The 22,482-nt window shown below is 68.4% G+C and carries 20 protein-coding genes; 16 read left to right on the top strand and 4 right to left on the bottom strand.

Annotated features, from left to right (window positions below; genetic code table 11):
* Positions 1 to 375: 375 nt before the first annotated feature.
* On the bottom strand, positions 376 to 660 hold the full coding sequence (locus ACLM5J_RS17305) for a helix-turn-helix domain-containing protein (protein WP_413657739.1): 285 nt from the start codon (positions 658 to 660) through the stop codon (positions 376 to 378).
* Positions 661 to 762: 102 nt separating this feature from the next.
* Complete coding sequence (locus ACLM5J_RS17300; RefSeq protein WP_413657738.1) at positions 763 to 1,797, bottom strand: glycerophosphodiester phosphodiesterase family protein; 1,035 nt, start codon at positions 1,795 to 1,797, stop codon at positions 763 to 765.
* Between the two features lie 124 nt (positions 1,798 to 1,921).
* Between ACLM5J_RS17300 and ACLM5J_RS17295 the strand changes: the two genes are divergently transcribed.
* Positions 1,922 to 2,446 carry a SigE family RNA polymerase sigma factor gene (locus ACLM5J_RS17295; protein ID WP_413657737.1) on the top strand — a complete coding sequence of 175 codons (525 nt, stop codon included), beginning with the start codon at positions 1,922 to 1,924 and terminating at the stop codon, positions 2,444 to 2,446.
* Complete coding sequence (locus ACLM5J_RS17290; RefSeq protein WP_413657736.1) at positions 2,443 to 3,507, top strand: hypothetical protein; 1,065 nt, start codon at positions 2,443 to 2,445, stop codon at positions 3,505 to 3,507. The genes ACLM5J_RS17295 and ACLM5J_RS17290 overlap by 4 nt, the downstream gene beginning before the upstream one ends.
* Here the strand turns inward: ACLM5J_RS17290 and ACLM5J_RS17285 are convergent.
* Entirely contained in the window at positions 3,504 to 4,235 is a 732-nt protein-coding gene (locus tag ACLM5J_RS17285) for a MerR family transcriptional regulator (protein WP_413657735.1), read from the bottom strand. The two genes, ACLM5J_RS17290 and ACLM5J_RS17285, sit on opposite strands and share 4 nt — an antisense overlap.
* Before the next feature lie 139 nt (positions 4,236 to 4,374).
* Here ACLM5J_RS17285 and ACLM5J_RS17280 point away from each other — a divergent pair, with 139 nt between their 5' ends.
* From ACLM5J_RS17280 to ACLM5J_RS17215, 14 genes are all read left to right on the top strand, one after another.
* The gene (locus tag ACLM5J_RS17280; protein WP_413657733.1) at positions 4,375 to 5,280 is read left to right on the top strand and encodes an MlaE family ABC transporter permease; all 906 of its coding nucleotides are present in this window, start codon (positions 4,375 to 4,377) and stop codon (positions 5,278 to 5,280) included.
* Positions 5,277 to 6,092, top strand: a complete 816-nt coding sequence (locus ACLM5J_RS17275) for an MlaE family ABC transporter permease (protein WP_413657732.1) — start codon at positions 5,277 to 5,279, stop codon at positions 6,090 to 6,092. Before ACLM5J_RS17280 ends, ACLM5J_RS17275 begins: the two co-directional genes overlap by 4 nt.
* Complete coding sequence (locus tag ACLM5J_RS17270; RefSeq protein WP_413657731.1) at positions 6,089 to 7,132, top strand: MCE family protein; 1,044 nt, start codon at positions 6,089 to 6,091, stop codon at positions 7,130 to 7,132. Before ACLM5J_RS17275 ends, ACLM5J_RS17270 begins: the two co-directional genes overlap by 4 nt.
* Entirely contained in the window at positions 7,129 to 8,151 is a 1,023-nt protein-coding gene (locus ACLM5J_RS17265) for an MCE family protein (RefSeq protein WP_413657730.1), read from the top strand. Before ACLM5J_RS17270 ends, ACLM5J_RS17265 begins: the two co-directional genes overlap by 4 nt.
* Positions 8,151 to 9,116 carry an MCE family protein gene (locus tag ACLM5J_RS17260; protein ID WP_413657729.1) on the top strand — a complete coding sequence of 322 codons (966 nt, stop codon included), beginning with the start codon at positions 8,151 to 8,153 and terminating at the stop codon, positions 9,114 to 9,116. The genes ACLM5J_RS17265 and ACLM5J_RS17260 overlap by 1 nt, the downstream gene beginning before the upstream one ends.
* Positions 9,113 to 10,207: an MCE family protein gene (locus ACLM5J_RS17255; RefSeq protein ID WP_413657728.1), complete on the top strand. Its 1,095-nt coding sequence runs from the start codon at positions 9,113 to 9,115 to the stop codon at positions 10,205 to 10,207. The genes ACLM5J_RS17260 and ACLM5J_RS17255 overlap by 4 nt, the downstream gene beginning before the upstream one ends.
* Positions 10,204 to 11,229 carry an MlaD family protein gene (locus ACLM5J_RS17250; RefSeq protein WP_413657727.1) on the top strand — a complete coding sequence of 342 codons (1,026 nt, stop codon included), beginning with the start codon at positions 10,204 to 10,206 and terminating at the stop codon, positions 11,227 to 11,229. The genes ACLM5J_RS17255 and ACLM5J_RS17250 overlap by 4 nt, the downstream gene beginning before the upstream one ends.
* Positions 11,226 to 12,317, top strand: coding sequence for an MlaD family protein (locus ACLM5J_RS17245; RefSeq protein WP_413657725.1), 1,092 nt, complete (start codon positions 11,226 to 11,228; stop codon positions 12,315 to 12,317). Before ACLM5J_RS17250 ends, ACLM5J_RS17245 begins: the two co-directional genes overlap by 4 nt.
* A gap of 100 nt (positions 12,318 to 12,417) precedes the next feature.
* The gene (locus ACLM5J_RS17240; protein ID WP_413657724.1) at positions 12,418 to 13,569 is read left to right on the top strand and encodes an acyl-CoA dehydrogenase family protein; all 1,152 of its coding nucleotides are present in this window, start codon (positions 12,418 to 12,420) and stop codon (positions 13,567 to 13,569) included.
* A gap of 12 nt (positions 13,570 to 13,581) precedes the next feature.
* Positions 13,582 to 14,760 carry an acyl-CoA dehydrogenase family protein gene (locus ACLM5J_RS17235; protein ID WP_413657722.1) on the top strand — a complete coding sequence of 393 codons (1,179 nt, stop codon included), beginning with the start codon at positions 13,582 to 13,584 and terminating at the stop codon, positions 14,758 to 14,760.
* 8 nt (positions 14,761 to 14,768) lie between these two features.
* Positions 14,769 to 16,604: an AMP-dependent synthetase/ligase gene (locus ACLM5J_RS17230; RefSeq protein ID WP_413657720.1), complete on the top strand. Its 1,836-nt coding sequence runs from the start codon at positions 14,769 to 14,771 to the stop codon at positions 16,602 to 16,604.
* Between the two features lie 46 nt (positions 16,605 to 16,650).
* Complete coding sequence (locus ACLM5J_RS17225; RefSeq protein WP_413657719.1) at positions 16,651 to 17,688, top strand: LLM class F420-dependent oxidoreductase; 1,038 nt, start codon at positions 16,651 to 16,653, stop codon at positions 17,686 to 17,688.
* 154 nt (positions 17,689 to 17,842) lie between these two features.
* Entirely contained in the window at positions 17,843 to 20,371 is a 2,529-nt protein-coding gene (locus tag ACLM5J_RS17220) for a bifunctional FO biosynthesis protein CofGH (protein ID WP_413657718.1), read from the top strand.
* A 232-nt stretch (positions 20,372 to 20,603) separates the two neighbouring features.
* On the top strand, positions 20,604 to 21,635 hold the full coding sequence (locus ACLM5J_RS17215; RefSeq protein WP_413657717.1) for a TerC family protein: 1,032 nt from the start codon (positions 20,604 to 20,606) through the stop codon (positions 21,633 to 21,635).
* Between the two features lie 222 nt (positions 21,636 to 21,857).
* Here ACLM5J_RS17215 and ACLM5J_RS17210 read toward each other — a convergent pair whose 3' ends face one another.
* Positions 21,858 to 22,454, bottom strand: coding sequence for an HAD family hydrolase (locus tag ACLM5J_RS17210; RefSeq protein WP_413657716.1), 597 nt, complete (start codon positions 22,452 to 22,454; stop codon positions 21,858 to 21,860).
* Positions 22,455 to 22,482: the final 28 nt, after the last annotated feature.

The raw sequence follows: 22,482 nt of genomic DNA, 5'->3' as shown, positions 1-22,482 counted from the left end.
GTGACGTCCCAGTCGGCCCTGGAGAGGGCCCGGTCTTGTCGCGGACCAACTCGGGGTGGAACTTGGCGACCGCCATCGCGAGCGTGCGTTCGATGGTCGGCCACCCATACCGCTCACCAACAGCGAGCTGGATATCGAACCGGGCCGCGGCAACCGGTGGTGTAGATCCAACGTGTCGGCGAGCAGGCTCATCGCACCCTGACGAGTCAGGTTGGCAGCAACCGCCGGAATACCTGAACCACCAGGACTTGATCTCGACAAGCTCGATCACCGGTGACCCTGATCTCGACAAGCTCGATCACCGGTGACCCGTTGGTCGAGCTTGTCGAGACCCGTCCACAACCGGGTTTAGCACGCACCACTGGTGCGCGGAGGTCACGCCCGCGCCCGTGCTCGTGCTCGCGCCCACACCTCGCGCATGTCAGGCAGCGGCTTGGGACGCTTCGGGGGAAACAGTTCGCCGAACTCCAGCACAGCGACCAGACTCTCGGGGATCGGACGGGCCACGACCTTCTTCACCACGACCGCCTGGACCTCACAACCTCCCGCCTCGGCTAGCCGCTTCAACTGTCGTGCGGTAGGAGACGATTCGCCCGAGAGATAGGAGTCGATGGCGGAACGACTCACCCCCGACGCGCGGCTCAGAGACGCTTTGCTCATGCCCGAGCTCGTCACGATCTCCTGCACGACCTGGCGAGCATCCATAGAGGCGATGATATGTACTGTTTTCACTACATTCAACGCACGAGCAACAAGCTGCTACTACGCCTCGACCGGGCGGGCGACCGCCATCGCCGCAAGGTGGCGCTTCGTCGCGTACAGCGCGGGGTTGGGGTGGTCGGTGATCAGGCCGTCGACACCGGCGGAAAGGTAGGCGTCGGCGTAGCCGGCGAGGTTGCCGTAGAGGCCAGCGGTGCGCCACTGCGCTGGGAGGAAGCGGTTCTCGCGGCGCAGGGTCCACACGTGGACGGTGAGCCAATGCCGATGCGCGTCGCGAACCATCGACGTCGCCACTCCGTCGTCGTTGAGCACCAGCTCACGGTGCACCCCGACACCGTCGGCGTACTCGTCGATCCGGGCCAGGCCAGCCGGCGAGGCGAGCTCCGCATAGGTGGTCGGCTCCCCCGCCACCATCAGGTCGTACGGCGCCCCTTCGGTGGTCAGCAGCTGAGTGATCGCCACCCGGCTCCGGGCCGCGATCTGGGTGAGAACCGTTGTCTCGAAGGCCATCACGGTGACTCGCGAGCGCGGGTGGTCCAGACCGTGCCGACGCAAGGTGGCCAACAGCGGCTCCACCAGGTCCAACCCCCGGCGGGCGAAGTAGGTGGGGTGCTTGAGCTCCAACATCACCCCGACCGAGCGGCCTGCCGCCTGGCTCTCGACCGCCACCATCGCCAGGACGTCGTCCAGACTCGCCAGCGCGAACAGATCGTCGCGCGCAGCGCTCTTGCGGCGCAGCTTGGGAAACCGCTCCCGGGCACGCAGGGTCCGCAACTCAGCAAGCGTGAAGTCGTCGACGAACCAACCGCGCTGCCGCTCACCATCGATGGACCGCGTGGTCCGGCGCCGCGCGAACTCGGGTCGGTCCGCGATGTCGGTGGTCGCCGACAGCTCGACGTCGTGGCGTGAGATCAGGACGCCGTCACGCGTGGCGACCAGGTCAAGCTCGATGTCGTCCACCCCCATCCGGATGGCGGCGCGATAGGCCTCAAGCGTGTGTTCCGGAAACAGCCCGCAGGCGCCTCGGTGGGCGACGACAGCGGGAGTGACGACCAGGCTGGAGATCGTGGGGCTCACGCAGCCATCGGATCAGCCACCGGTGACGCCGAGGCATCACCTTGATGAACCGCAGACGGCGATCCGGATCCGCTGACAACCTTGTGCACACCCCAACCGCTCATCTGGTTGTGGAGGTGAACCGATGAATGAGGTGATCGTGGTCGAGTCCGAGGCCGGGCCAGCGACGTTCGACGACTTCGTCGCAACCCGCGGCGATGCGCTGTGGCGCAGCGCCTGGCTGTTGACCGGCGACTCGCATCTCGCCGAGGACCTGGTGCAGACCACCCTGGCGAAGTGTTGGCCGGCCTGGAAACGCGTCTCTGAAACAGGATCGTTCCAGGCCTACGTGCGGCGCACCCTGTTCACCACCTACGTCGCTTGGTGGCGGCGCAAGTGGAACGGCGAGCGGGCGACCGAAACCCTGCCAGAGCAGGCAGAACCGGCAAACGGCCGCACCGACACGGAACTGCGCCGCGACCTGGTCACGGCGCTGGCGACGCTGCCCCGCGGGCAACGCGCGATGGTGGTGCTGCGCTACTTCGAAGATCTCACCGAGAAACAGACCGCCGAACTGCTCGGTTGCAGCGTCGGGACCGTGAAGTCCCAGACCGCTCGAGCACTCCGAACCCTCCGCATCTCACCACTGCTGGCCCAGGAGGACCGATGAACGATGACGACCTGCGTACCGCCCTGCATGACCTGGTTCCCGAACCGCCTGCTACCCCAGACCGCGCCCATCTGGTTCACGCACGAGCTAGCACCAACCGGCGACGTCGACTGGCCGGCACCAGCGTCGCGGCGTTGAGCATCCTCGCCCTCGGCGCACCGCTGGGGTGGGCCGCGCTCTCCGGTGCCGATACCGACGGCGGCCTAGGGGCTCCGGCCACCGCGCCCGGCGTCGTCGCCGGAGAGTTCACCTGCCCCGACCCGACGCTGGTAGCCGATTCCGAGTCTGAGCAGGTCATCAGCGACAACGACGCCATCGCCACCGACGTCGTCGCGGTCCGGCTCTGCTACCCGGGCGGCCTCGGCTGGCAGCAACCGGCGGACGCCCTGACCACAGATCCTGGAAAGGTCGCCGAAGCGATCAACGCCCTTCCCCTGCAAGGATCCGATGCACAGCTGGCATGCGAGCAGGACCTCGGGCCAACCTGGGGCATGGCCTTCCAACTCACCGACGGCAGCATCCAGATCGCCCGCGGCGAGGGCCACGGCTGTGGCGGTGTCTTCATCGGCGACTCGGTACGCGGCGACCGGCAGAACGCCTTCGCACCCTTCGACACGTTCGCCGCCCTGCTGAGCGAACAGCGCTCCGCACGGGAGCCATCAGCTCCGCCGATCGAGCTCGCCTGCACCACAACCATCAACGGCACCGACAACCCGCGCAGCCTGCTGCCGATAGCACCGCCGATCGAGCTCACCGAAGCGGTCTACTGCCCTCCGGCCGAGAACGGGTCGCCTGTGGCGATACCGATCCCCGCGAAGCTGATCAGCCAGATAAGCAGGGAACTCAGCGCCAGCTTCACCACCACGCCGCCGACCGACCAAGCCTGCGCCGGCACCCCGACGCCGTGGCCGAGCATGGTGGCCAGCACAGCATGGGGCGACCGGATCCAGATCAGCAACGACTGCAACCGCTGGCGGATCGAGAACCAGACGCCGAACGCCTCAACCCTCACCGCCGAGACGGCGCTCGCACTCGTCCGGCTACGTTCCGCACAACCCTAGGAGCCGGGCCGGGTCAGCGACTTGGCGATGAACTCATTTGCCGAGCGCTGGAAGTGGGTGACCACGGCCTCGATCGTCAACTGACGCAGGCGTTTGACGGTCCGCTCGAACTCCAGCGCCTCTTCGGGAGTGTGCGGCGAACTCCGGAACGGCGCAACGACCTGGTCCTTCATGATCGTGGTGAGTTCGGAGACCAGCGAGTCCATGTGCTGGGCGATCGCCTGCCCGGCCGCTCCCATCGACTCGGTCGGGATATCCAGTTCGATCAGATCCAGGCTGACCCGCAGGGCAGGCTTGGGTTCGAACTTCTTGCCCACCCGAGCGATCGCGCCCAAGGTGACCAGCAGGTCGAGGTCGGCTGCGGTGAGCTTGCGCCCGGCCTGCTCCTCCAGGTCGGCGCGGTTGAGCAGGTCGAGTGGCGCCGGGCTCCACGGGATCAGCATCGAGCGCCGCAGCACCAACTCCTCCACGGTCGCATTCGGGTCGATCGAGGTCATGTACCCCTCGATCGCCTGCAAGGTGAATCCGTGTTCCTGCAGGGCCCGAACCATCTCCAGCCGGGCCCGGTGCACATCGCCGTAGTAGGCGATCCGTCCCCGCCGTTCGGGCGTCGGCAGCAAGCCGAGGGTGGCGTAGTACCGCACGGTGCGCACCGTCATCTGGACGGCGGCGGCCAGCTCATCGATGGTGAGCAGATCATCGCTCTGATCTTCTACCTGCTTGCTCATGACTGTCACAGTAATACTGTCCCAGCGCCCTGGCAAAGCCCATTCCCGCCGGGTTTTGAGATTTGCTTGACGGCGGCATCGCCACATGTGACTCTCATCTCTGTCACAGTAATGCTGTCACGGTCACGAGGGGGTGCGGATGACGACGGCACTCCCACCGACGCCGGACGCCGATCCGACCGGCCGCCCGGCACCGGGCGCCCACCTCGGTGAATCGTTGACCGAGTCCTTCCGCGAAGGCCTCCGCAACGGATTGCGCAGCAATCTGAGAACGTGGCGCCCCCTCGATGAGTTACTCGGTATGCTCCGACTCGGCGAGCAGATGCTGACCGCCCTGGTCCGCAGCCTGCTCACCCGGCGCTTCCCGGTCGAGGAGTTCCTGCTCCAGACCTGGTTCACGATCCGGGTCTGTACGCTCCCCGCCCTCGCCGTCTCGATGCCGTTCGGGGTGATCCTGGCGCTCCAGGTCGGCGTCCTGGCCCAGGAGGTCGGCGCCGTCTCCTTCACCGGAGCCGGTAACACCCTGGCGGTGGTCCGCCAGGCCTCACCGATGATCACCGCGCTGATGCTGGCCGGCGTCGCCGGATCGGCGATCTGTGCCGACCTCGGCTCCCGCAAGATCCGCGACGAGCTCGACGCCCTCGAGGTGATGGGCATTCCTGTCGTGGAGCGGCTGCTGGTCCCCCGGATGCTGGCGACCGTCGTGGTTGCGGTCCTGCTCAACGGCGTGGTCATGTTCTTCACCATCCTGACCACGCTCACCGTCAGCGTGGTCCTCCAGGACCTGCCGCCCGGTGCCTACCTGGCCTCGGTGACCACTCTGGCCGGCCTGCCGGACCTCTGGCTCTCCCTGGTCAAGGCCGCGATCTTCGCGGTGATGTGCACCGTGATCGCTGCGCACAAAGGGCTCCGGGTCAGCGCCGGCCCGACCGGCGTCGGTGACGCGGTGACCAGCGCCGTGGTGATCAACTTCGTCGCCCTCTTCGCCGCCAACTTCGCGATCTCGCAGATCTACAGCACCGTGGCCGGAGGTCCCCTCGGATGAGCGCCATCGACCTGGCAACCGCCCCGATCGTCCGTCTCGGCGAGATGATGGCGCTCGGCTTCCATGCCCTGCGCGGCATCCCGCTCGCGGTGCGCCGCTACCCCGGCGAGATCGGCCGCGTCCTGGCCGAGGTCACCTTGGGCTCGGGCATCTTCGTGGTCGGCGGCGGCGTCGTCGGCGTCGTCCTGCTGCTCTCCACGTTGACCGGGAGCGAGGTCGGCCTGGAGGGGTACAACGGCCTGGACGTGATCGGGCTGGCACCGCTGACCGGCTTCATCTCCGGCTACGCCAACACCCGCGAGCTCGCCCCGATCGTCGCCTCTCTCGGCTTCGCCGCCCGGATCGGTTGCGGCTTCACCTCCCGGCTCGGCGCGATGCGGATCAACGAGGAGGTCGACGCCCTGGAGTCGATGGCGATCCGGCCGATCCCCTACCTGGTCAGCACCCGGATCATCGCCTCGATGGTGGTCATGGTGCCGCTCTTCCTGATCGGTCTGGTCGGGACCTACGTGGCGACCGACTTCATGGTGACCACCTTCTTCGGCCAGTCCGCGGGCACCTATGAGCACTACTTCAGCACCTTCGTCGCCCCGATCGACGTTGTCTACGCCGGGATCAAGGTGATCGTGCTGACCCTCCTGATCACCCTGATCCACTGCTACTACGGAATGACCGCCACCGGCGGTCCGGAAGGCGTCGGGCGGGCCACCGGACTGGCGATCCGGACCAGCATCGTGGCGCTCACCGTCTTCGACATCCTGCTCACCCTGGCATTGTGGGGCCCTGACCAGCAGGTGCAGATCTCCGGATGAGTGCGACCGCGACCATGCTGAGCCAGCGCACCCGGATGCTGCTGGCGGGGCTGCTGACCCTCGCCCTCCTCGGCGGGGTCACCGTCTGGTTGGCCGGCTCCTACGCGGGCTTGATCACCAACGACCTCAAGCTCACCGCCGCCCTGCCGACCAGCGGCGACTCCCTCGGCGTCAGCTCGGATGTGAAGTACCGCGGGCTCCGGGTCGGCCGGGTGCTCAGCGTCGAGCCGGGCAGCAGGCCGTCCGCCCAGATCGTGCTGATGTCCGAGTACGCCGACGAGATCCCCGGTGACGTCGTCGCGCGGGTGCTGCCTGGAACCCTCTTCGGCAACGAGTACGTCGACCTGGTCCGCACCGAGAAGGCCACCGGCGCCCCGGGCACCCTCCGCGCCGGAGGCAGGATCCCCGCCGACACCTCGCGTAGGACCGTGCGGCTGATGGACACGTTCACCGCGGCCCAGCGTCTCCTGGTCGCGATCGACCCTGCGGACCTGGACGCCGCCCTCTCCCAACTCGCCGCCTCATTGGAAGGCCGCGGCGACGACCTCGGCGCCTTCATCTCCGACGCCGGCACGATGCTCGACTCGTGGCAGAAGGTCGCCCCCACCTTCCACCGTGACCTGGCCCTGTTGGCCGACGCCAGCGAGCTCGGCGCCGAGCTGGAACCGGTCCTGGTCCAGATCCTGCGCGACTCGCTCCCGCTGGCGCGGACCTACGCCGAGCAGCACACCGAGATCCTGGCCGCCCTGCGCGACCTGAGTGACCTGGCCGGCACCGTGGACACCTTCCTACGCAGCTACCGGACGCCGCTCGGCGCGCTCCTGGCCAACCTCGCCGACGTGCTCTCCACCATGGCGGGACGCAGCGGCAGCTTCACCCAGGCGCTCGCCGAGTTCACCGGCGTCGTGGAGAACGGCGCCAACGCGATCAAGGGCGGCTCCATCCAGATGGAGGGCGTCGTAGGCGGCCAGCTCCCGGCCCCGTACGGCCCGGCTGACTGCCCGCGCTACGGCTCGATGGCGGGGAGGAACTGTCGATGAGGATCCTCCGCGCCCACCCTGGCCCCGCGCTCGGGGTCGCCGCCTTCACCGCGCTCGCGCTGCTGCTCACCCTCTTGATCGCCGGCACCCTTGCCGGGGAACGCGGCCAGGACCCGATCCGGTTCCGCGCCGAGTTCCGCGACGCCACCGGTCTCGCCGTCGGCGACGACGTCCGGATGGCCGGCGTCCGGGTCGGCCGGGTGGTCGACACCGAACTGCGCAACAACCTGGCGCTGGTCACCTTCGAGGTCGACTCCGAGCAGCGGGTCACCGAGTCCACGATCGCCTCGATCGCCTACCTCAACCTGATGGGCCAGCGGTACGTCGCGCTGGATCCCGGCGCCCGACCACAGGCCGAGAGGTTGACCGCTGACGCAGTGATCCCGGTCGGCCGGACCCGTCCCGCACTCGACCTGACCGCGATGTTCAACGCGTTCCGGCCACTCTTCGACGCCCTACAGCCCGGCGACATCAACCAACTCGGCGAGAACATCGTCGCCGTCCTGCAGGGGCAGGGCGGCACCGTGCGCCACCTGACCCAACAGGTCGGCCAACTCACCCAGCACCTGGTCGGCCGGGACGAGCTGATCAGCACCGTAATGACCAACCTGACCACCGTGCTGCGGACCGCGGACGCTCACCGCGACGAGATCACCGGGATGGTCGACGATCTCGGCACCCTGACCCGTGGCCTGGCCCGGGACCGGAACAAGATCGGTGGCGCGCTCGACGACGTCTCCGCGTTGGCCGTCAATGTCGAGCAGTTGCTGGACAGCACCGACGACGCCCTGGTCTACGACTTGGAGGCGCTCCGCTCGGTCAGCGGCCACCTGGCCGACAACTCCGAGCTTCTCGCCGAGACCACCACCGCAGCGCCGAAGCAGTTCGCGGTCTACCTGCGCACGCTCGGCTACGGCAGCCACCTCAACGTCTACGTCTGCCGGCTGTTGGCCGAGATCCCCGGGCTGCCGGGCGTCGATGTGGTGCCGACCGGTCAACACTCCGCGAGGTGCCGCTGATGTCGATCTCTCCGCGCATCCTCCGCCTGGGCCTGATCGCGGTGGCGCTGGCCGCCGTCGTCGCGGTGGTCCTCACCCTTCTCCCGGACGGCGATCGCTACCACGCCCGGCTCCCCCACGCCGGCGGGCTTCGGGCCGGCGACACGGTCCGGATCGCCGGTCTCGACGTCGGCAAGGTGATCTCGGTCCAGGCCCGCCGCGACCAGGTCGAGGTCGAGTTCCGGCTCGATGGCGACACCCGGCTGACCCGTGACACCCAGGTCGAGGTGAAGCTTGAATCCCTGCTGGGTAAGCGTTTCCTCGCCCTCACCCCCGGCGAGGGTGCGACCTTGCGTACCGGCGACACCCTGCCCCGGGCGAACGCCAGCGACGCCTGGACGATCGAGGAGTTCTGGCTGGAGTCGGCGCCGAAGCTGGCCGAGCTCGACCTGGCCACCCTGGAGAAGTCGATCGACGTGCTGGCCGGCGAACTGACCACCGCACCCGGCGAGGTACGCACCGCGCTGGACGGATTGAGCGGCCTGGCCAGCATGGTCGACCAACGCGACGCACAGCTCACCGAACTGCTGGGTGCGACCCGATCGGTGACCAGCACCGTACTCGACCAGCAGGACGAACTCGACGCCCTGATGACAGACGCCGACAAGGTCCTGACGATGGTCCACCAGCGGCGCGAAGCCTTACGTGTGCTGCTCCGCGACAGCCGCCGTCTCGCCGGCCGGCTCACCACACTGGCGCGGACCACCCAGCCCGACCTGGAGCCGGCGCTACGTGATGTCCGCACCGTGCTCGATGTGCTCAAGAGCCAGAGCAAGGAGCTCGACGAGGTGCTGAAGATGCTCGGCCCGACGATGCGGCTCTACACCAACGCCGCCGGCGACGGCCCCTGGCTCGGCGTCAACGCGCCCTGGTTCGTGCTGCCGGACGACATGTGGTGTCTGGCGACTCCGGGGGCCTGCTCATGACCACCTCTTCCCTGCGCCGCGCGGTCGCGGTGGCCGTGGCCGGGCTGTTGGTCGTCGGCGGTCTGCTCTGGTGGCGGTCGGGTGCCCAGGAGCCGATCGTCGTCACCGCGGACTTCGTCGACACCACCGGCCTCTACGTCGGCAACGACGTCCAGTACCTCGGGGTACCGGTCGGCTCGGTCACCGCGATCGAGCCGCACGGCCGGTCGATGCGGGTCCGCCTCGAGCTGGACCCCGGTACCCAACTGCCGCGCGACGCCGGCGCCAACATCCTGCAGTCGAGCCTGGTCACCGACCGGTACGTGGAGCTGGGGCCGGCCTACACCGGCGGCCCCACGCTTCCCGACGGCGCGCACCTCGACACCGACCGGACCCGCAGCCCCGCCAACGTCGACCAGATCGCCTCCTCGATCGACGACCTGGTGCTGGCGTTGGACAACACCACCCCCGGTGGCCGGGACATCGGCGACCTGCTCAAGGTCACCGCGCGCACCTTCCAGGGCAACGGCGAACCGTTGCGCCAGGCGTTGATCGACGGCGAGAAGGCGCTGCGTACCGTGAACGGGCGCGGCGACGACCTGAAGGCGGTGACCGCGAACCTGGCCGATCTGCTCGCTGCGGTGGCCGCCCGCGACACGGTGATCCGCCGCTTCGCGACCAGCTTGGACGCCACCACCGCTGTGGTCGCCGAGCAGCGTTCCTCGATCGCCGGGACGATCAGCTCCCTGGACCAGCTCAGCACGGTGGTGACCCGGTTCGTGGCGAAGAACCGCTCGGTGATCGACACCGACCTCGCCGAGGCGGTGCGGTTGGCGCGCCAGGTGGATCGGCACCGCGGTTCGTTGGCCGAAGCGTTCGACACGATGCCGACGCTGGCCGAGAACCTGGCGCGGGCCTACGACTGGCGCACCGGCCGGCTGCGGGTGCAGTTCTCCACCAACACCGGACCGTTCTCCGCCGACTTCCGGAGCACCATGTGCCGCACCATCGCCGCCGACGTCTGCGACCTGCTCTTCACCTCCGACGGCACCGGCGCCCTGGACTGGCTGCTGGACGGGTTGGGCGCCGCGATCCCCGGGAACCTGCCATGATCCGCCGGCTCGTGACCGCGCCGCTGCTCGCGGCCACGCTCTTCCTCGGCGGCGGGTGCGGCCTCTCCCTGGACGACGTGCCGATGCCCTCGCTGATCGACGGGCCGACGTACCAGCTGACCGCGGTCTTCGACAACGCGCTCAACCTCCCCGTCGACTCACCGGTGAAGTGGGGCGGGCGGACCGTCGGCCAGGTGGTCTCGGTGACCGTCAGCGACTACCGCGCCGAAGTGGTGATGAAGGTCCAGGAGGATGCCCGGATCAGGTCCGGCGGGCGAGCAGAGATCCGGCTGACCTCACCGATGGGGACCGCCTTCGTGGAGCTTCTCGACGGACCGCAACGCAACGCCGCACTCGCGGACGGAGCCCGGATCGACGTGGCGAGCACGACCCGCGCCCCCGACGTCGCGGACCTGTTGAGCTCGCTCTCGGTGGTGGTCACCGGTGGCGCCTTCGCCGACATCGGCACGGTGGTCGATGAACTCAACGTGGCGTTGACGGGGAATGCGCCCGAGGCTCGGGCGCTGCTGGCCGGCCTGGACCGCACGGTCACCGACCTCAACGCCCACACCGCGGAGTTCGACCGGGCACTACGCGGGGTGAACCGGTTGAGCCGCCGCCTTGCCGAGGACGCGCCGTACCTGGTCGACGCCGTCGGTGAGTTGCGACCGGCCGTCCGGGCACTGCGCAGCCAGCAGGCGGATCTGTTGACCCTGCTGGCCGAGGTCCAACGGCTCGGCGACTCCACCGACCTCTTCCTCGACACCGTCCAGGAGGATCTGGTCTCCACGGTCCGCAACGCGGGACCGGTGCTGGACTCGTTGCGTCGCAGCCAGCGCAACCTGGTCCGCGGCATGCGCGGACTGATCAAGTTCGGCGAGCTCACCGACGACGCCTCCCCCGGCGACTTCTCGAACTTCGACCTGACCCTGCTGCTCGACCCGGACGGCCTGAACCCGACCGGGACCGGGCCGCAGCAGCCGACGCGGACCACGCCGAAGACCGCTCGGGAGGGACAGTGAGCCAGTTCCAACAGTTGCGGCGACGGGTCCGGATCGCGCAGATCCTGTTGTTGGCGATCCTGGTGGCCGGCACCGTCTACGTCGGGGACTCCGTCGTCGGCGGCGGGCTCTTCTCCTCCCCGAAGGTGGTGACAGTGCACCTCCCCGAGGCCGGGGGCCTGCACCCGCGAGCACCGGTCACCTACCGCGGGCAGAAGGTCGGCGTGGTCACCAGGATCAGCCTGACCGACGACGGTGTGGCCGCGCGGATCGAGCTCAACGACGACGTGAAGGTGCCACGGGACAGCGTTTTCGAGGTCCGCAACCTCTCCGCGGTCGGCGAGCAGCACCTCTACATCGCCCCGAACACCGACCAGGGTCCGTGGCTCACCGACGGCAGTGAGGTACGCGCCGACGACGACGCGATCCCCCTGCCGATGCCCCAGGTGTTGGCCGACGTCCAGTCGTTGATGAAGCGGATCGACGTCGACGACATCGCCACCATCTCCGGCGAGATCGACGCCGTCTTCGGCGACGGCGCCGTCGACCTGCGGGCGACCTCGATCGAGTTGGAGCGGGCGTTCGAACTGCTGCGGGCGTTGCAGCCCGACCTGGAGCAGCTGACCCGGGACGCGCTGACGCCGTTGACCACGGTCACCGAGCAGGCTCAGTTGCTACGCCGCACGGTACGCAACGCCCGCCTGATCTCCGCCGAGCTGGCGCGGGTCGACCCGATCGTCCGGAGCCTTTTGACCAGCGGACCTCAGGCGGCAGCGGCAGGGCGTGAGTTATGGACCGCCCTGGAGCCCGATGTGGTGAAGCTGATCGACGGGTCCACTCCCCTGTTGGCGATGGCCGGTCTCCGGGTCGAGGGGCTGCAGCACTGGTTGGACTGGCTGCCCCAGCAGTTGGCAGCGATGGCAGGCTCGACGCGGGACGGCAGCGGCCGGGTGTTGTTGGTGCCGAAGCTGCTGAAGAACTGCGACTACGGCGTCGACCGGCGCAGCCCCGCCGAGACCTCGCCCCGGCCGCCACGGCTGGATGCGCGCTGCAGCGCGCAGTCGCCCCAGTTGCAGGGCCGTGGCGCCCAGAACGTGCCGCGGCCGTGAACGAGCGGCACCCCGGTGATCCGACTCACCTGAAATTCATTGACAGTGTCACTGTCACTGTTAGAGTGACGCGCGAGTCCACCAGCGAAGGGAACGTCCCATGAACCAGTCCGCCCGCCCGCTCTTCGAAGCCGAGCACGAAGACTTCCGGAAGACCGCTCGTGCCTTCTTCGAGCGTGAGGTCGCGCCGCACCACGACCAGTGGGAGAAGGACGGCATCGTCCCCCGCGAGCTCTGGCTCAAGGCCGGTGAAGCCGGCCTGCTCTGCTTCGACGTGGACGAGGCCTACGGCGGCGCCGGCGTCAACGACTTCCGCTACAACGTGGTGCTCTCCGAGGAACAGACCCGCGCCGGCACCGCCGGCCCCGGCTTCTCGGTGCACTCCGACATCATCGTGCCCTACATCTCCAGCCTGGCCACCGACGAGCAGAAGCAGCGCTGGCTGCCCGGCTGCGTCACCGGCGAGACGATCACCGCGATCGCGATGACCGAGCCCGGCGCCGGCAGTGACCTGCAGGGCATCCGGACCACCGCCGTGGACCAGGGTGACCACTACCTGCTCAACGGCTCCAAGACCTTCATCTCCAACGGCATCAACGCCGACCTGGTGATCGTGGTCGCCCGCACCAACCCCGACGCCGGTCACCAGGGCATCAGCCTGCTGGTCGTCGAGCGCGGCATGGAGGGCTTCGAGCGCGGCCGCAACCTGGAGAAGATCGGCCTGCACGCCCAGGACACCGCCGAGCTCTCGTTCACCGACGTCCGGGTGCCCAAGGAGAACCTGCTCGGCCCCGAGGGCAGCGGCTTCATCTCGCTGATGATGAACCTGCCCCAGGAGCGTCTGATCATCGGCGCCCAGGCTGCCGCCGCCTGCGACCTGATGGTCGACCTCTGCCTGGACTACGCCAAGACCCGCGAGGCGTTCGGCAAGCCGATCGGCAAGTTCCAGCACAACCGGTTCCTGATCGCCGAGATGGCCACCGAGGCCAAGGTGACCCGGGTCTTCATCGACGACTGCATCGCCAAGCACCTCAAGGGCGAGCTCGACGCGACCGGCGCCTCGATGGCCAAGTACTGGGCCACCGAACTCCAGAACAAGCTGGTCAACCAGGCCGTCCAGCTGCACGGCGGCTACGGCTACATGCTCGAGTACCCGGTTGCGAAGGCCTACCTGGACAGCCGGATCTCCACCATCTACGGCGGCACGACCGAGATCCAGAAGGAGATCATCGGTCGCTCACTCGGCCTGTAAGGAGAAGACCGCATGGACTTCGATCTCCCGGAATCCGCACAGATCGTCCGCGACGGCGTCGCCGCCGTCGCGGCACGGTACGACCACGCCTACTGGACCCGCTGCGAAGAGGAGCAACGGTTCCCCCAGGAGGCCTGGGACGACCTCGCCGACGGCGGCTGGTTCGGTCTCAACATCCCCGAGGAGTACGGCGGGGGCGGCCAGGGCCTGCTGGAGCTCACCGTCGCCAACGAGGCACTGACGGCGTCCGGCGGCGTCGCGGGCACCTTCTTCTACGTGACCACGCCCGGTTTCGGCGCGACCACGATCGTCCGCCACGGCACCGAGGAGCAGAAGCAGGAGGTGCTTCCGGCGCTCGCCGAGGGCAAGGCCCAGTTCTGCCTCGCCCTGACCGAGCCCGACGCCGGCTCCAACACGATCGAGATCACCACCTCGGCGCGCCGTGATGGCGACGACTTCCTGATCAAGGGCCAGAAGGTGTGGATCTCCAACGTGGAGCGCGCCGACTGGATGGTCGCCGTCACCCGCACCATCCCGGCCGCGGAGGCCAAGCCGCGGGTCGCCGGCTTCACGCTCTTCCTGATCGACGTCAAGGAAGCGCTCGCCGCAGGCACCCTGAGCTACACCCCGATCCCGAAGATGGGCAGCAACATCCTGCACTCCAGCCAGGTCTTCTTCGACGACGTCCGGGTACCCGCGCACCGGGTGATCGGCGAGGTCGACGCAGGGTTCGCGGTGCTGTGGGACGTGCTCAACCCGGAGCGGATCCTGGCCTCGGGCGGCGCCGTCGGTACTGCGCAGGCAGCGCTCGACATCGCAGTCGACTACGCCAAGGAGCGGGTCGTCTTCGGCAAGCCGATCGGCGCCAACCAGGGCATCCAGTTCCCGCTCGCCCAGATCAAGGCCAAGCTCGAGTCGACCCGACTGATGTCCTACAAGGCCGCCTGGCTCTACGACCAGGGCAAGCCCTGCGGCGACGAGGCGAACATCGCGAAGCTGCTGGGCGCCCAGGTCGCCTGGGAAGCCGCGGACCAGGCGTTCCAGACCCTCGGCGGCATGGCCTACTCCAAGGAGTACCCGATCGAGCGGATCTTCCGCGACGCCCGGATCGGCAAGAACATCCCCGTCTCCGAGCAACTGGTTCTCGCCCACATCGGAAGTCAGCAACTCGGCCTTCCCAAGAGCTACTGAGGAGCACCATGACCAACCTGCAGCGTGAAGAGATCCTGGGCCGCATCGATGGGCTGACTCTGCCCGTCGCTCTGGCCAGGACTGTGGATCAGTACGGCGACCACCCCGCCTACTCCGACAAGGTCGGGGTCGACGGCGCCGGCTGGCGCACCCTCACCTGGAGCGAGGTGCGCGAGCGCGCCCTCGACGTCGCTGCAGGTCTGGTCGGGCTCGGCCTCCAGCCCGGTGAGACCGTCGCGATCATGGCCAGCAGCCGGATCGAGCACATCCTCGCCGACCTCGGCGCCGTCCACGCAGGCGCGGTGCCGTCCTCGGTCTACGCCACCCTCTCGCCGATCCAGATCAGCCAGGTCGCGGGGGACCTGGCCCCGACGGTCCTGATCGTGGAGGGCAGTGACCAGTTGCAGCGCTGGAGCGAGGTGATCGCCGGCGGCGCCCTCCGTTCGGTCGTGGTGATCGATGAGGCCGCCGCGGCGGGCCACACCTCCTGGGCGCAGTTGCTCGCCGACGGCGCCGCCCGCCGCGCCGCCCAGCCCGCTGAGGTCGACGCCCGGATCGCCGGCCTGAAGACCGACCACCCGCTCACCATCCTGTTCACCTCGGGCACCACCGGCGCCCCCAAGGGCGTGGTGCTCACCCACACCAACCTGCTCTTCGAGGCGGAGTCCTCCTCGACGGTCGCCGGCACCACCGAGCCCGGGATCACCTTGTCCTACCTGCCGTTCGCGCATATCGCCGAGCGGATCCTGAGCATGTACGTGCCCCAGGTCCAGGGCGGCCACGTCCACCTGATCGCCGACCCCTCCCTCCTGGTCGGCGCGCTGGCGGAGGTCCGCCCGACCCGCTTCTTCGGCGTCCCCCGCGTGTGGGAGAAGATCCGCACCGGCGTCTCCGCCAAACTTGCCGCTGAGCCGGACGAGGCCAAGCGCGCCGGGATCGAGCAGGCGATGGCGATCGGCCTGGAGTACGTCGAGGCCCAACAGTTCGGCAACTCGCCGTCGGCCGAGCTCACCGCGAAGTTCCAGGCGATGGACGGCGCCGTACTCAGCCTGCTCCGCGGCCTGCTCGGCCTGGATCGCTGCCAGTGGGCCGCCAGCGCCGCGGCACCGATGCCGGAGGAGGTGGCCCGCTTCTTCGCCGGCCTGGGCATCCGGATCTACGACGTCTACGGGATGACCGAGACCTCGTCCGCGGTCGCCGCCTGCGGCCCGGACGCCTTCCGGCTCGGCACCGTCGGCCGCGCGTTGGCCGGCCTCGAGGTGCGGCTCGGCGAGGACGGCGAGATCCTGGCCCGCGGCCCGGTGACCACCCCCGGCTATCTGAACCGGCCGGACGCGACCGAGGAGCTCATCGACGCCGAGGGTTGGGTGCACACCGGCGACATCGGCGAGATCGACGCCGACGGCTTCATCAAGGTGGTGGACCGCAAGAAGGAGATGATCATCACCTCCTCGGGCAAGAACATCGCGCCCTCCAACATCGAGAACCTGCTCAAGGAGAGCCCGCTGGTCGGCCACGCCCTGGCCTACGGTGAGGGCCGGCCCTACGTGGTCGCCGTACTCACCCTCGACCCGGAGATCGCACCCCTGGTCGCAGCGAAGGTCGGCGTCGAGTTCACCACCCTCGCCGCGCTGGCCGCCGAGCCGACGATCCTGGCCCTGGTCGGCCAGGCGGTCGAAGCCGCGAACGCCCGGCTCTCGCGCCCCGAGCAGGTCAAGAAGTGGAGCCTGCTGGGTGTCGAGTGGACCGCCGAGTCGGCGGAGCTCACCCCTACCCTGAAGTTGAAGCGACGGGTCGTCCACGAGAACTACTCGACCCAAATCTCTTCGCTCTATGGTGAATGAACGTTAACCTCTCTCCAACCCCATCGATGACGACGACGAGGATGCAATGAAGCTCTCCACCATGCTGATGTACGACGGCAACCCCCGCGCTGCGGCCGACCAGGTGGTCGCGCTGGAGAAGGCCGGGCTGGACACCGTCTGGGTGGCCGAGGCCTACGGCTTCGACTCCCCCACCCTGATGGGCTACCTGGCCGCGAAGACCGAGACGGTCGAGATCGGCTCGGCGATCCTGAACATCTACTCGCGGACCCCGGGTGCCCTGCTGCAGACCGCGGCCGGACTCGACAACGTCTCCGACGGCCGCGCGATCCTCGGTCTGGGCGCCTCCGGCCCGCAGGTGATCGAGGGGTTCCACGGACTCCCGTACTCCAAGCCGCTGGCCCGCACCGCCGAGGTCATCGAGATCATCCGCTCCGGCCTCAAGCGCGAGCCGCTGACGTCGGACGGCATCATCAAGCTTCCGCTGACCAAGGCGGACGGCGGCGTGACCGGTCTGGGCAAGCCGCTCAAGCTGCTCACCAAGCCGGAGCGCTCCAGCATCCCGATCTACGTCGCGGCACTGGGCCCGAAGAACGTGGAGCAGGCCGCGGAACTGGCCGACGGTTGGCTGCCGCACCTCTTCTGGCCGGAGAAGTTCGGCCAGGTGTGGGGCGACGCGATCAAGGCCGGCTCGGCCCGCCGCGACCCGTCGCTGGGTGCCATGAACATCGTCGCCGGCGGCATGGTCGCCATCGGCGAAGGCCCCGAGACCAAGGCGCTGCTCGACTTCGCCCGCCCGCTCTTCGCGCTCTACGTGGGCGGCATGGGTGCCAAGGGCAAGAACTTCTACAACGACGTCGCCTGCGCCTACGGCTACGAGAAGGAAGCTGCTGAGATCCAGGAGCTCTACCTCTCGGGCAAGAAGCGCGAGGCAGAGGCGCTGGTCCCGCTGGAGTGGCTGGAGGCGGCCAACCTGGTCGGCCCCGAGTCCTACATCAAGGAGCGGATCGCGGCGTTCAAGGAGGCTGGCGTGACCAGCCTCAACGTGCACCCCGCCGCCGAGGACCAGGCTGCCGTCATCGAGCAGCTCAAGAACCTCATCTAGCCCGAACGGGCAGGCATACGCACCGAACCGGCAGTTGTACGCACCGAACCGGCAGTTGTCCAGGGCGCGTCGATCAGCGAGACACCGCGATCGACGCGCCCTGCTCTGTGTTGTGCTGTTTCCTGCACGCCCCACACCGCCTGGAGGACTTCCTGTGTCTGCCACGCCCCAGCAGATCCGCCGTTCCCTGGCCCGCGCCGACCGCGGCGCCACCCTGGACGTCGGCGAAGCGACCGCGCTGCTCGCCGCCTCCGGCGCTGAGCTCGACGCCCTTTGCGCGATCGCGGCCCGGGTCCGCGACGCCGGCCTGGAGAGCGCCGGGCGTCCCGGCGTCGTCACCTACTCCCCCAAGGTCTTCATCCCGATCACCCGGCTCTGCCGCGACCGGTGCCACTACTGCACCTTCGTCACCGTCCCCGGCAAGCTCGAATCGCCGTTCCTCTCCCCCGACGAGATCGTCGCCATCGCCGCCGAGGGCGCGAAGCTCGGCTGCCTGGAGGCGCTGTTCACCCTGGGCGACCGCCCGGAGGCGAGGTGGCCGGAGGCCCAGGAGTGGCTGGAGTCGCGAGGCTACGACTCGACGCTCTCCTACATCCGGGCGATGGCGATCCGGGTTCTTGAGGAGACCGGGCTGCTGCCCCACCTCAACCCCGGGGTGATGAGCTGGGAGGAGCTGAACCGGCTCAAGCCGGTAGCACCGTCGATGGGGATGATGCTGGAGACCACCTCGCGGCGTCTCTTCGAGACCAAGGGTGCGGTCCACTACGGCTCGCCCGACAAGGATCCGGCCGTGCGCCTACGGGTGCTCGAGGACGCCGGCCGGCTCTCGATCCCGTTCACCTCCGGCCTGTTGGTCGGTATCGGCGAGTCCCTCACCGAACGCGCCGAGACGATCTTCGCGCTGCGCGCCAACGCCCGTCGCTACGGTGCGTTGCAAGAGGTGATCGTGCAGAACTTCCGAGCGAAGCCCGACACCGCGGCCCGACACCGTGACGACCTGGCGCTCGACGAGTACCGCGCCGCGATCGCCGTCAGCAGGATCGTGCTCGGTCCGAAGATGCGCGTCCAGGCGCCGCCGAACCTGGTCTCACTCGACGAGTGCAGCGCGCTACTGGCGGCCGGCGTCGACGACTGGGGCGGCGTCTCTCCACTGACGCCGGACCACGTGAACCCCGAACGCCCGTGGCCTTCGCTGGAGCGGCTGCGCGCCCTCACCGCGCAGTGCGGCTTCGACCTCCGACCTCGACTGACGGCGCACCCCGAGTACGTGAACCGGCCGACAACGTGGCTCGACCCACGGATCCACGGCCACGTCGCTGCCCTCGCGATCACCGAGGGCCCTGACGCCGGCCTGGCGGTTCCCGGGGTCCGGCCCGAGGGCCTCCCCTGGCAGGAGCCCGAGGAGGAACTGTCCGGATCGGGGCGGACCGACCTCTTCACCAGCATCGACACCACCGGCCGCAGCGAGGACCGCCGTAGCGACTTCTCCCATGTCTACGGCGACTGGGACGAGGTCCGCCAAGCCGCCGAGGAGGTCGCTGTCGCCGGGACACCCGGCCTTCGCAGCGCCGAGGCCACCGCGCTGGCGGCAGCCGAGCGCGACCCGGGCGAACTGAGTGCCGAACATGCGCTGGTTCTGATCACCGCTGAGGGCGACCTGCTGCGCGACGTCGCGGCACTGGCCGACGAGCTGCGCCGTCAGGTGGTCGGCGACGAGGTCACCTACGTGGTGAACCGGAACATCAACTTCACCAACGTCTGTTACGTGGGCTGCCGGTTCTGCGCCTTCGCCCAACGCAAGAGCGACGCCGACGCCTACTCACTCTCGCTCGACCAGGTGGCTGATCGGGCCGAGGAGGCCTGGCAGCTTGGGGCCACCGAGGTCTGCATGCAGGGCGGCATCGACCCGGAACTGCCCGGCACCGCGTACTTCGACCTGGCCGCTGCGGTTAAGGCGCGGGTCCCGCAGATGCACGTGCACGCCTTCTCGCCGATGGAGATCGTCAACGGCTCCTCCCGGACCGGACTCTCCTTCGCCGACTTCCTGACCCGGGCCAAGGAGTCGGGCCTCGACACCATCCCGGGCACCGCCGCCGAGATCCTCGACGACGAGGTCCGGTGGATCCTCACCAAGGGCAAGTTGCCGACCGCGACCTGGATCGAGATCGTCAGCACGGCGCACCGCGTCGGGGTGCGGTCCAGCTCGACGATGATGTACGGCCACGTCGACAACCCGCGACACTGGGTCAACCACCTGAAGGTGCTGGCCGGCGTCCAGGACACAGCGCGGGAGGCGGGCGTGGCCGGCTTCACCGAGTTCGTGCCGCTGCCGTTCGTGCACACGTCGGCGCCGATCTACCTGGCCGGCGTCGCCCGCCCGGGGCCGTCGCTGCGGGACAACCTCGCGGTCCATGCCCTGGCCCGGATCATGCTGCACGGCCGGATCGACAACATCCAGACCTCGTGGGTGAAGCTCGGCATCGAAGGCACCCGCGCGATGCTCCAGGCGGGCGCGAACGACCTCGGCGGCACCCTGATGGAGGAGACCATCTCGCGGATGGCCGGCTCCGAGCACGGCTCCGCGAAGACGGTCGCCGAACTGGAGGAGATCGGGGTCGGCATCGGTCGTCCGGTCAGGCAGCGGACCACGAACTACGGCCGCCCGCAGCTCACCCTCGGCTGAACCGAGGGTCGCCGGTTCGTCGCAATGTCCACCGGCATGAAAGACTTCGCCACGTTGTAATCGGAGGGGAGTATTCCTTTCGCGGTGACGTCGTCATCACGGGTGAGCCTGGCTCACCCCGGCGCCATCGGCCCGCCACGCGGGCGGAAGAGACCTCCGGAGTCCCTGTCAGGCAGGCGTAGGCTCACCCCTACCTTGCACCACACGTCACTCCGGAGGAGCGAATCCGCACGTGAACGCAATCTTTGGCGACTCAGTCGCATCACCCCTGGTCTGGGGCGTCACCCTGGTCGTCCTGATCGGCGTCCTGATGGTCGACCTGCTCGTCATCGCGCGTCGGCCGCATGAGCCGTCGATGGCCGAGGTAAGCCGCCACTTAGCCTTCTTCGTGGGGTTGGCGGTGATCTTCGGCGTCTGCCTGTTGATCTTCGCCGAGCCGCACGAGTTGTCGCCCAACCCGGGAGCTGAGTTCTTCGCCGGGTGGTTGACCGAGTACTCACTCTCGATCGACAACCTCTTCATCTTCATCATCATCATGACGAAGTTCGGTGTGCCGAGGCAGTACCAGCAGACGGCGCTGATGATCGGCATCGTGCTGGCCCTGATCATGCGTGCGATCTTCATCGTGGTCGGCGCGGCCGCGATCAACGAGTTCTCCTGGGTCTTCTACATCTTCGGCCTCTTCCTGATCTACACCGCGGTGAAGCTCGCCGGTGAAGGACAGCACGACGACGAGGACGAGTTCGAGGAGAACAAGCTGGTCAAGTTCGCCGAGAAGCACCTCCCGGCGACCAGCGAGTGGCACGGCACCAAGCTGACCATCAAGCAGGCCGGCAAGCGGATGATCACCCCGATGTTCCTGGTGATCCTCGCGCTCGGCACCACCGACCTGCTCTTCGCGCTCGACTCCATCCCCGCCATCTACGGCCTCACCAAGGACCCGTACCTGGTCTTCACCGCGAACCTGTTCGCACTGATGGGTCTGCGTCAGCTGTACTTCCTGATCGGCGGCCTGTTGCAGCGCCTGATCTACCTCTCGTACGGCCTCTCGTTCCTGCTGGCCTTCATCGGCGTCAAGCTGATCCTGCACGCGATGCACGAGAACGAGCTGCCGTTCATCAACGGTGGCGAGCACATCTCGTGGGCTCCCGACATCCCGATCTGGCTCTCGCTGGTCGTGATCGTAGGCACCCTGGCAGTGACCGCGATCGTCAGTCTGGCGGCCACCCGCCGTCAGGACGCCCAGGAGTCGAACAACTCCTGATCCAGCTCTAGCTCGTTGCCCGGTACCGCGCTTGCGGTGCCGGGCAACGTGCGTTCTGCGGACCTCCGCCGATCGAGGCTGCCGAGATCACCACAACGACCGCGGTCTCGACAAGCTCGACCACCGGGCGCCCCACCGCTGATCGAGCCTGCCGAGATCACCACAACGACCGCGGTCTCGACAAGCTCGACCTCCGAGAGGGCAGGCTGCTTGCCTGGGCTCTCAGCTGAGGCCCGCGAACTCCGCGCGCAGCCGTGCGAGGGGTTCACGGTTGTTCCAGCAGATGGCAGACCAACCCTCCTCCTGGGCCGCCGCCACGTTGATCCGCGAATCGTCGATGAGCAGCACCTCCCCCAGCTCCGCCTCGGCCAAGCGGCGCGCCCGGGTGAAGAACTCCGGCTGCGGCTTGATCACGCCCAACTCGCACGAGCAGGCGAACCCGTCGAACAGGTCCCGATAGCCCAAACCGTCGCGCAGGTACTCAAGTCGCTCCGGGTTCTGGTTCGTCGCGAGATAGGTGCGAAAGCCCGAAGCACGCAGCTCCCGAATGAGTGCCACAACCTCGGCGTCGACCTCGACCTGGTGCCAGAGCCCCACCAGCAGTTCCAGTGGGTCCGCTTCCAAGCCCAGACTGTCCAGCACTCTGGTGATCACGGCAAGCATGGTGTCGTTCCCCAACAACGCCGTGCGCTCCTCGCGCCAGACCTCCTCCAGGAACTCGTCCGCATACCGACCCAGCAGCGGCTCAGCGGCCGCGTGCCAACCGTCAGGCACCCGTTGCAGCACCCCGTCGGCGTCGAAGAACAGGTGGCGGATCATGCACGCAGGTTAACCCGGCAATTGGTGC

The sequence above is a fragment of the Nocardioides sp. Bht2 genome, assembly GCF_047308515.1.
Taxonomy (GTDB): Bacteria; Actinomycetota; Actinomycetes; order Propionibacteriales; family Nocardioidaceae; genus Nocardioides.
The sequence above is the reverse complement of the archived record's forward strand: the minus strand, read 5'-3'. Positions and strand labels throughout refer to the sequence as shown.

What these genes read in the sequence shown, in the direction of transcription:
- ACLM5J_RS17285 (WP_413657735.1), bottom strand. Translation starts at nt 4,235, where the DNA reads ATGAGCAAGCAGGTAGAAGATCAGAGCGATGATCTGCTCACCATCGAT.
- ACLM5J_RS17255 (WP_413657728.1), top strand. Translation starts at nt 9,113, where the DNA reads ATGACCACCTCTTCCCTGCGCCGCGCGGTCGCGGTGGCCGTGGCCGGG.
- ACLM5J_RS17210 (WP_413657716.1), bottom strand. Translation starts at nt 22,454, where the DNA reads ATGATCCGCCACCTGTTCTTCGACGCCGACGGGGTGCTGCAACGGGTG.
- ACLM5J_RS17250 (WP_413657727.1), top strand. Translation starts at nt 10,204, where the DNA reads ATGATCCGCCGGCTCGTGACCGCGCCGCTGCTCGCGGCCACGCTCTTC.
- ACLM5J_RS17265 (WP_413657730.1), top strand. Translation starts at nt 7,129, where the DNA reads ATGAGGATCCTCCGCGCCCACCCTGGCCCCGCGCTCGGGGTCGCCGCC.
- ACLM5J_RS17240 (WP_413657724.1), top strand. Translation starts at nt 12,418, where the DNA reads ATGAACCAGTCCGCCCGCCCGCTCTTCGAAGCCGAGCACGAAGACTTC.
- ACLM5J_RS17305 (WP_413657739.1), bottom strand. Translation starts at nt 660, where the DNA reads ATGAGCAAAGCGTCTCTGAGCCGCGCGTCGGGGGTGAGTCGTTCCGCC.
- ACLM5J_RS17275 (WP_413657732.1), top strand. Translation starts at nt 5,277, where the DNA reads ATGAGCGCCATCGACCTGGCAACCGCCCCGATCGTCCGTCTCGGCGAG.
- ACLM5J_RS17260 (WP_413657729.1), top strand. Translation starts at nt 8,151, where the DNA reads ATGTCGATCTCTCCGCGCATCCTCCGCCTGGGCCTGATCGCGGTGGCG.
- ACLM5J_RS17295 (WP_413657737.1), top strand. Translation starts at nt 1,922, where the DNA reads ATGAATGAGGTGATCGTGGTCGAGTCCGAGGCCGGGCCAGCGACGTTC.
- ACLM5J_RS17290 (WP_413657736.1), top strand. Translation starts at nt 2,443, where the DNA reads ATGAACGATGACGACCTGCGTACCGCCCTGCATGACCTGGTTCCCGAA.
- ACLM5J_RS17225 (WP_413657719.1), top strand. Translation starts at nt 16,651, where the DNA reads ATGAAGCTCTCCACCATGCTGATGTACGACGGCAACCCCCGCGCTGCG.
- ACLM5J_RS17230 (WP_413657720.1), top strand. Translation starts at nt 14,769, where the DNA reads ATGACCAACCTGCAGCGTGAAGAGATCCTGGGCCGCATCGATGGGCTG.
- ACLM5J_RS17270 (WP_413657731.1), top strand. Translation starts at nt 6,089, where the DNA reads ATGAGTGCGACCGCGACCATGCTGAGCCAGCGCACCCGGATGCTGCTG.
- ACLM5J_RS17235 (WP_413657722.1), top strand. Translation starts at nt 13,582, where the DNA reads ATGGACTTCGATCTCCCGGAATCCGCACAGATCGTCCGCGACGGCGTC.
- ACLM5J_RS17280 (WP_413657733.1), top strand. Translation starts at nt 4,375, where the DNA reads ATGACGACGGCACTCCCACCGACGCCGGACGCCGATCCGACCGGCCGC.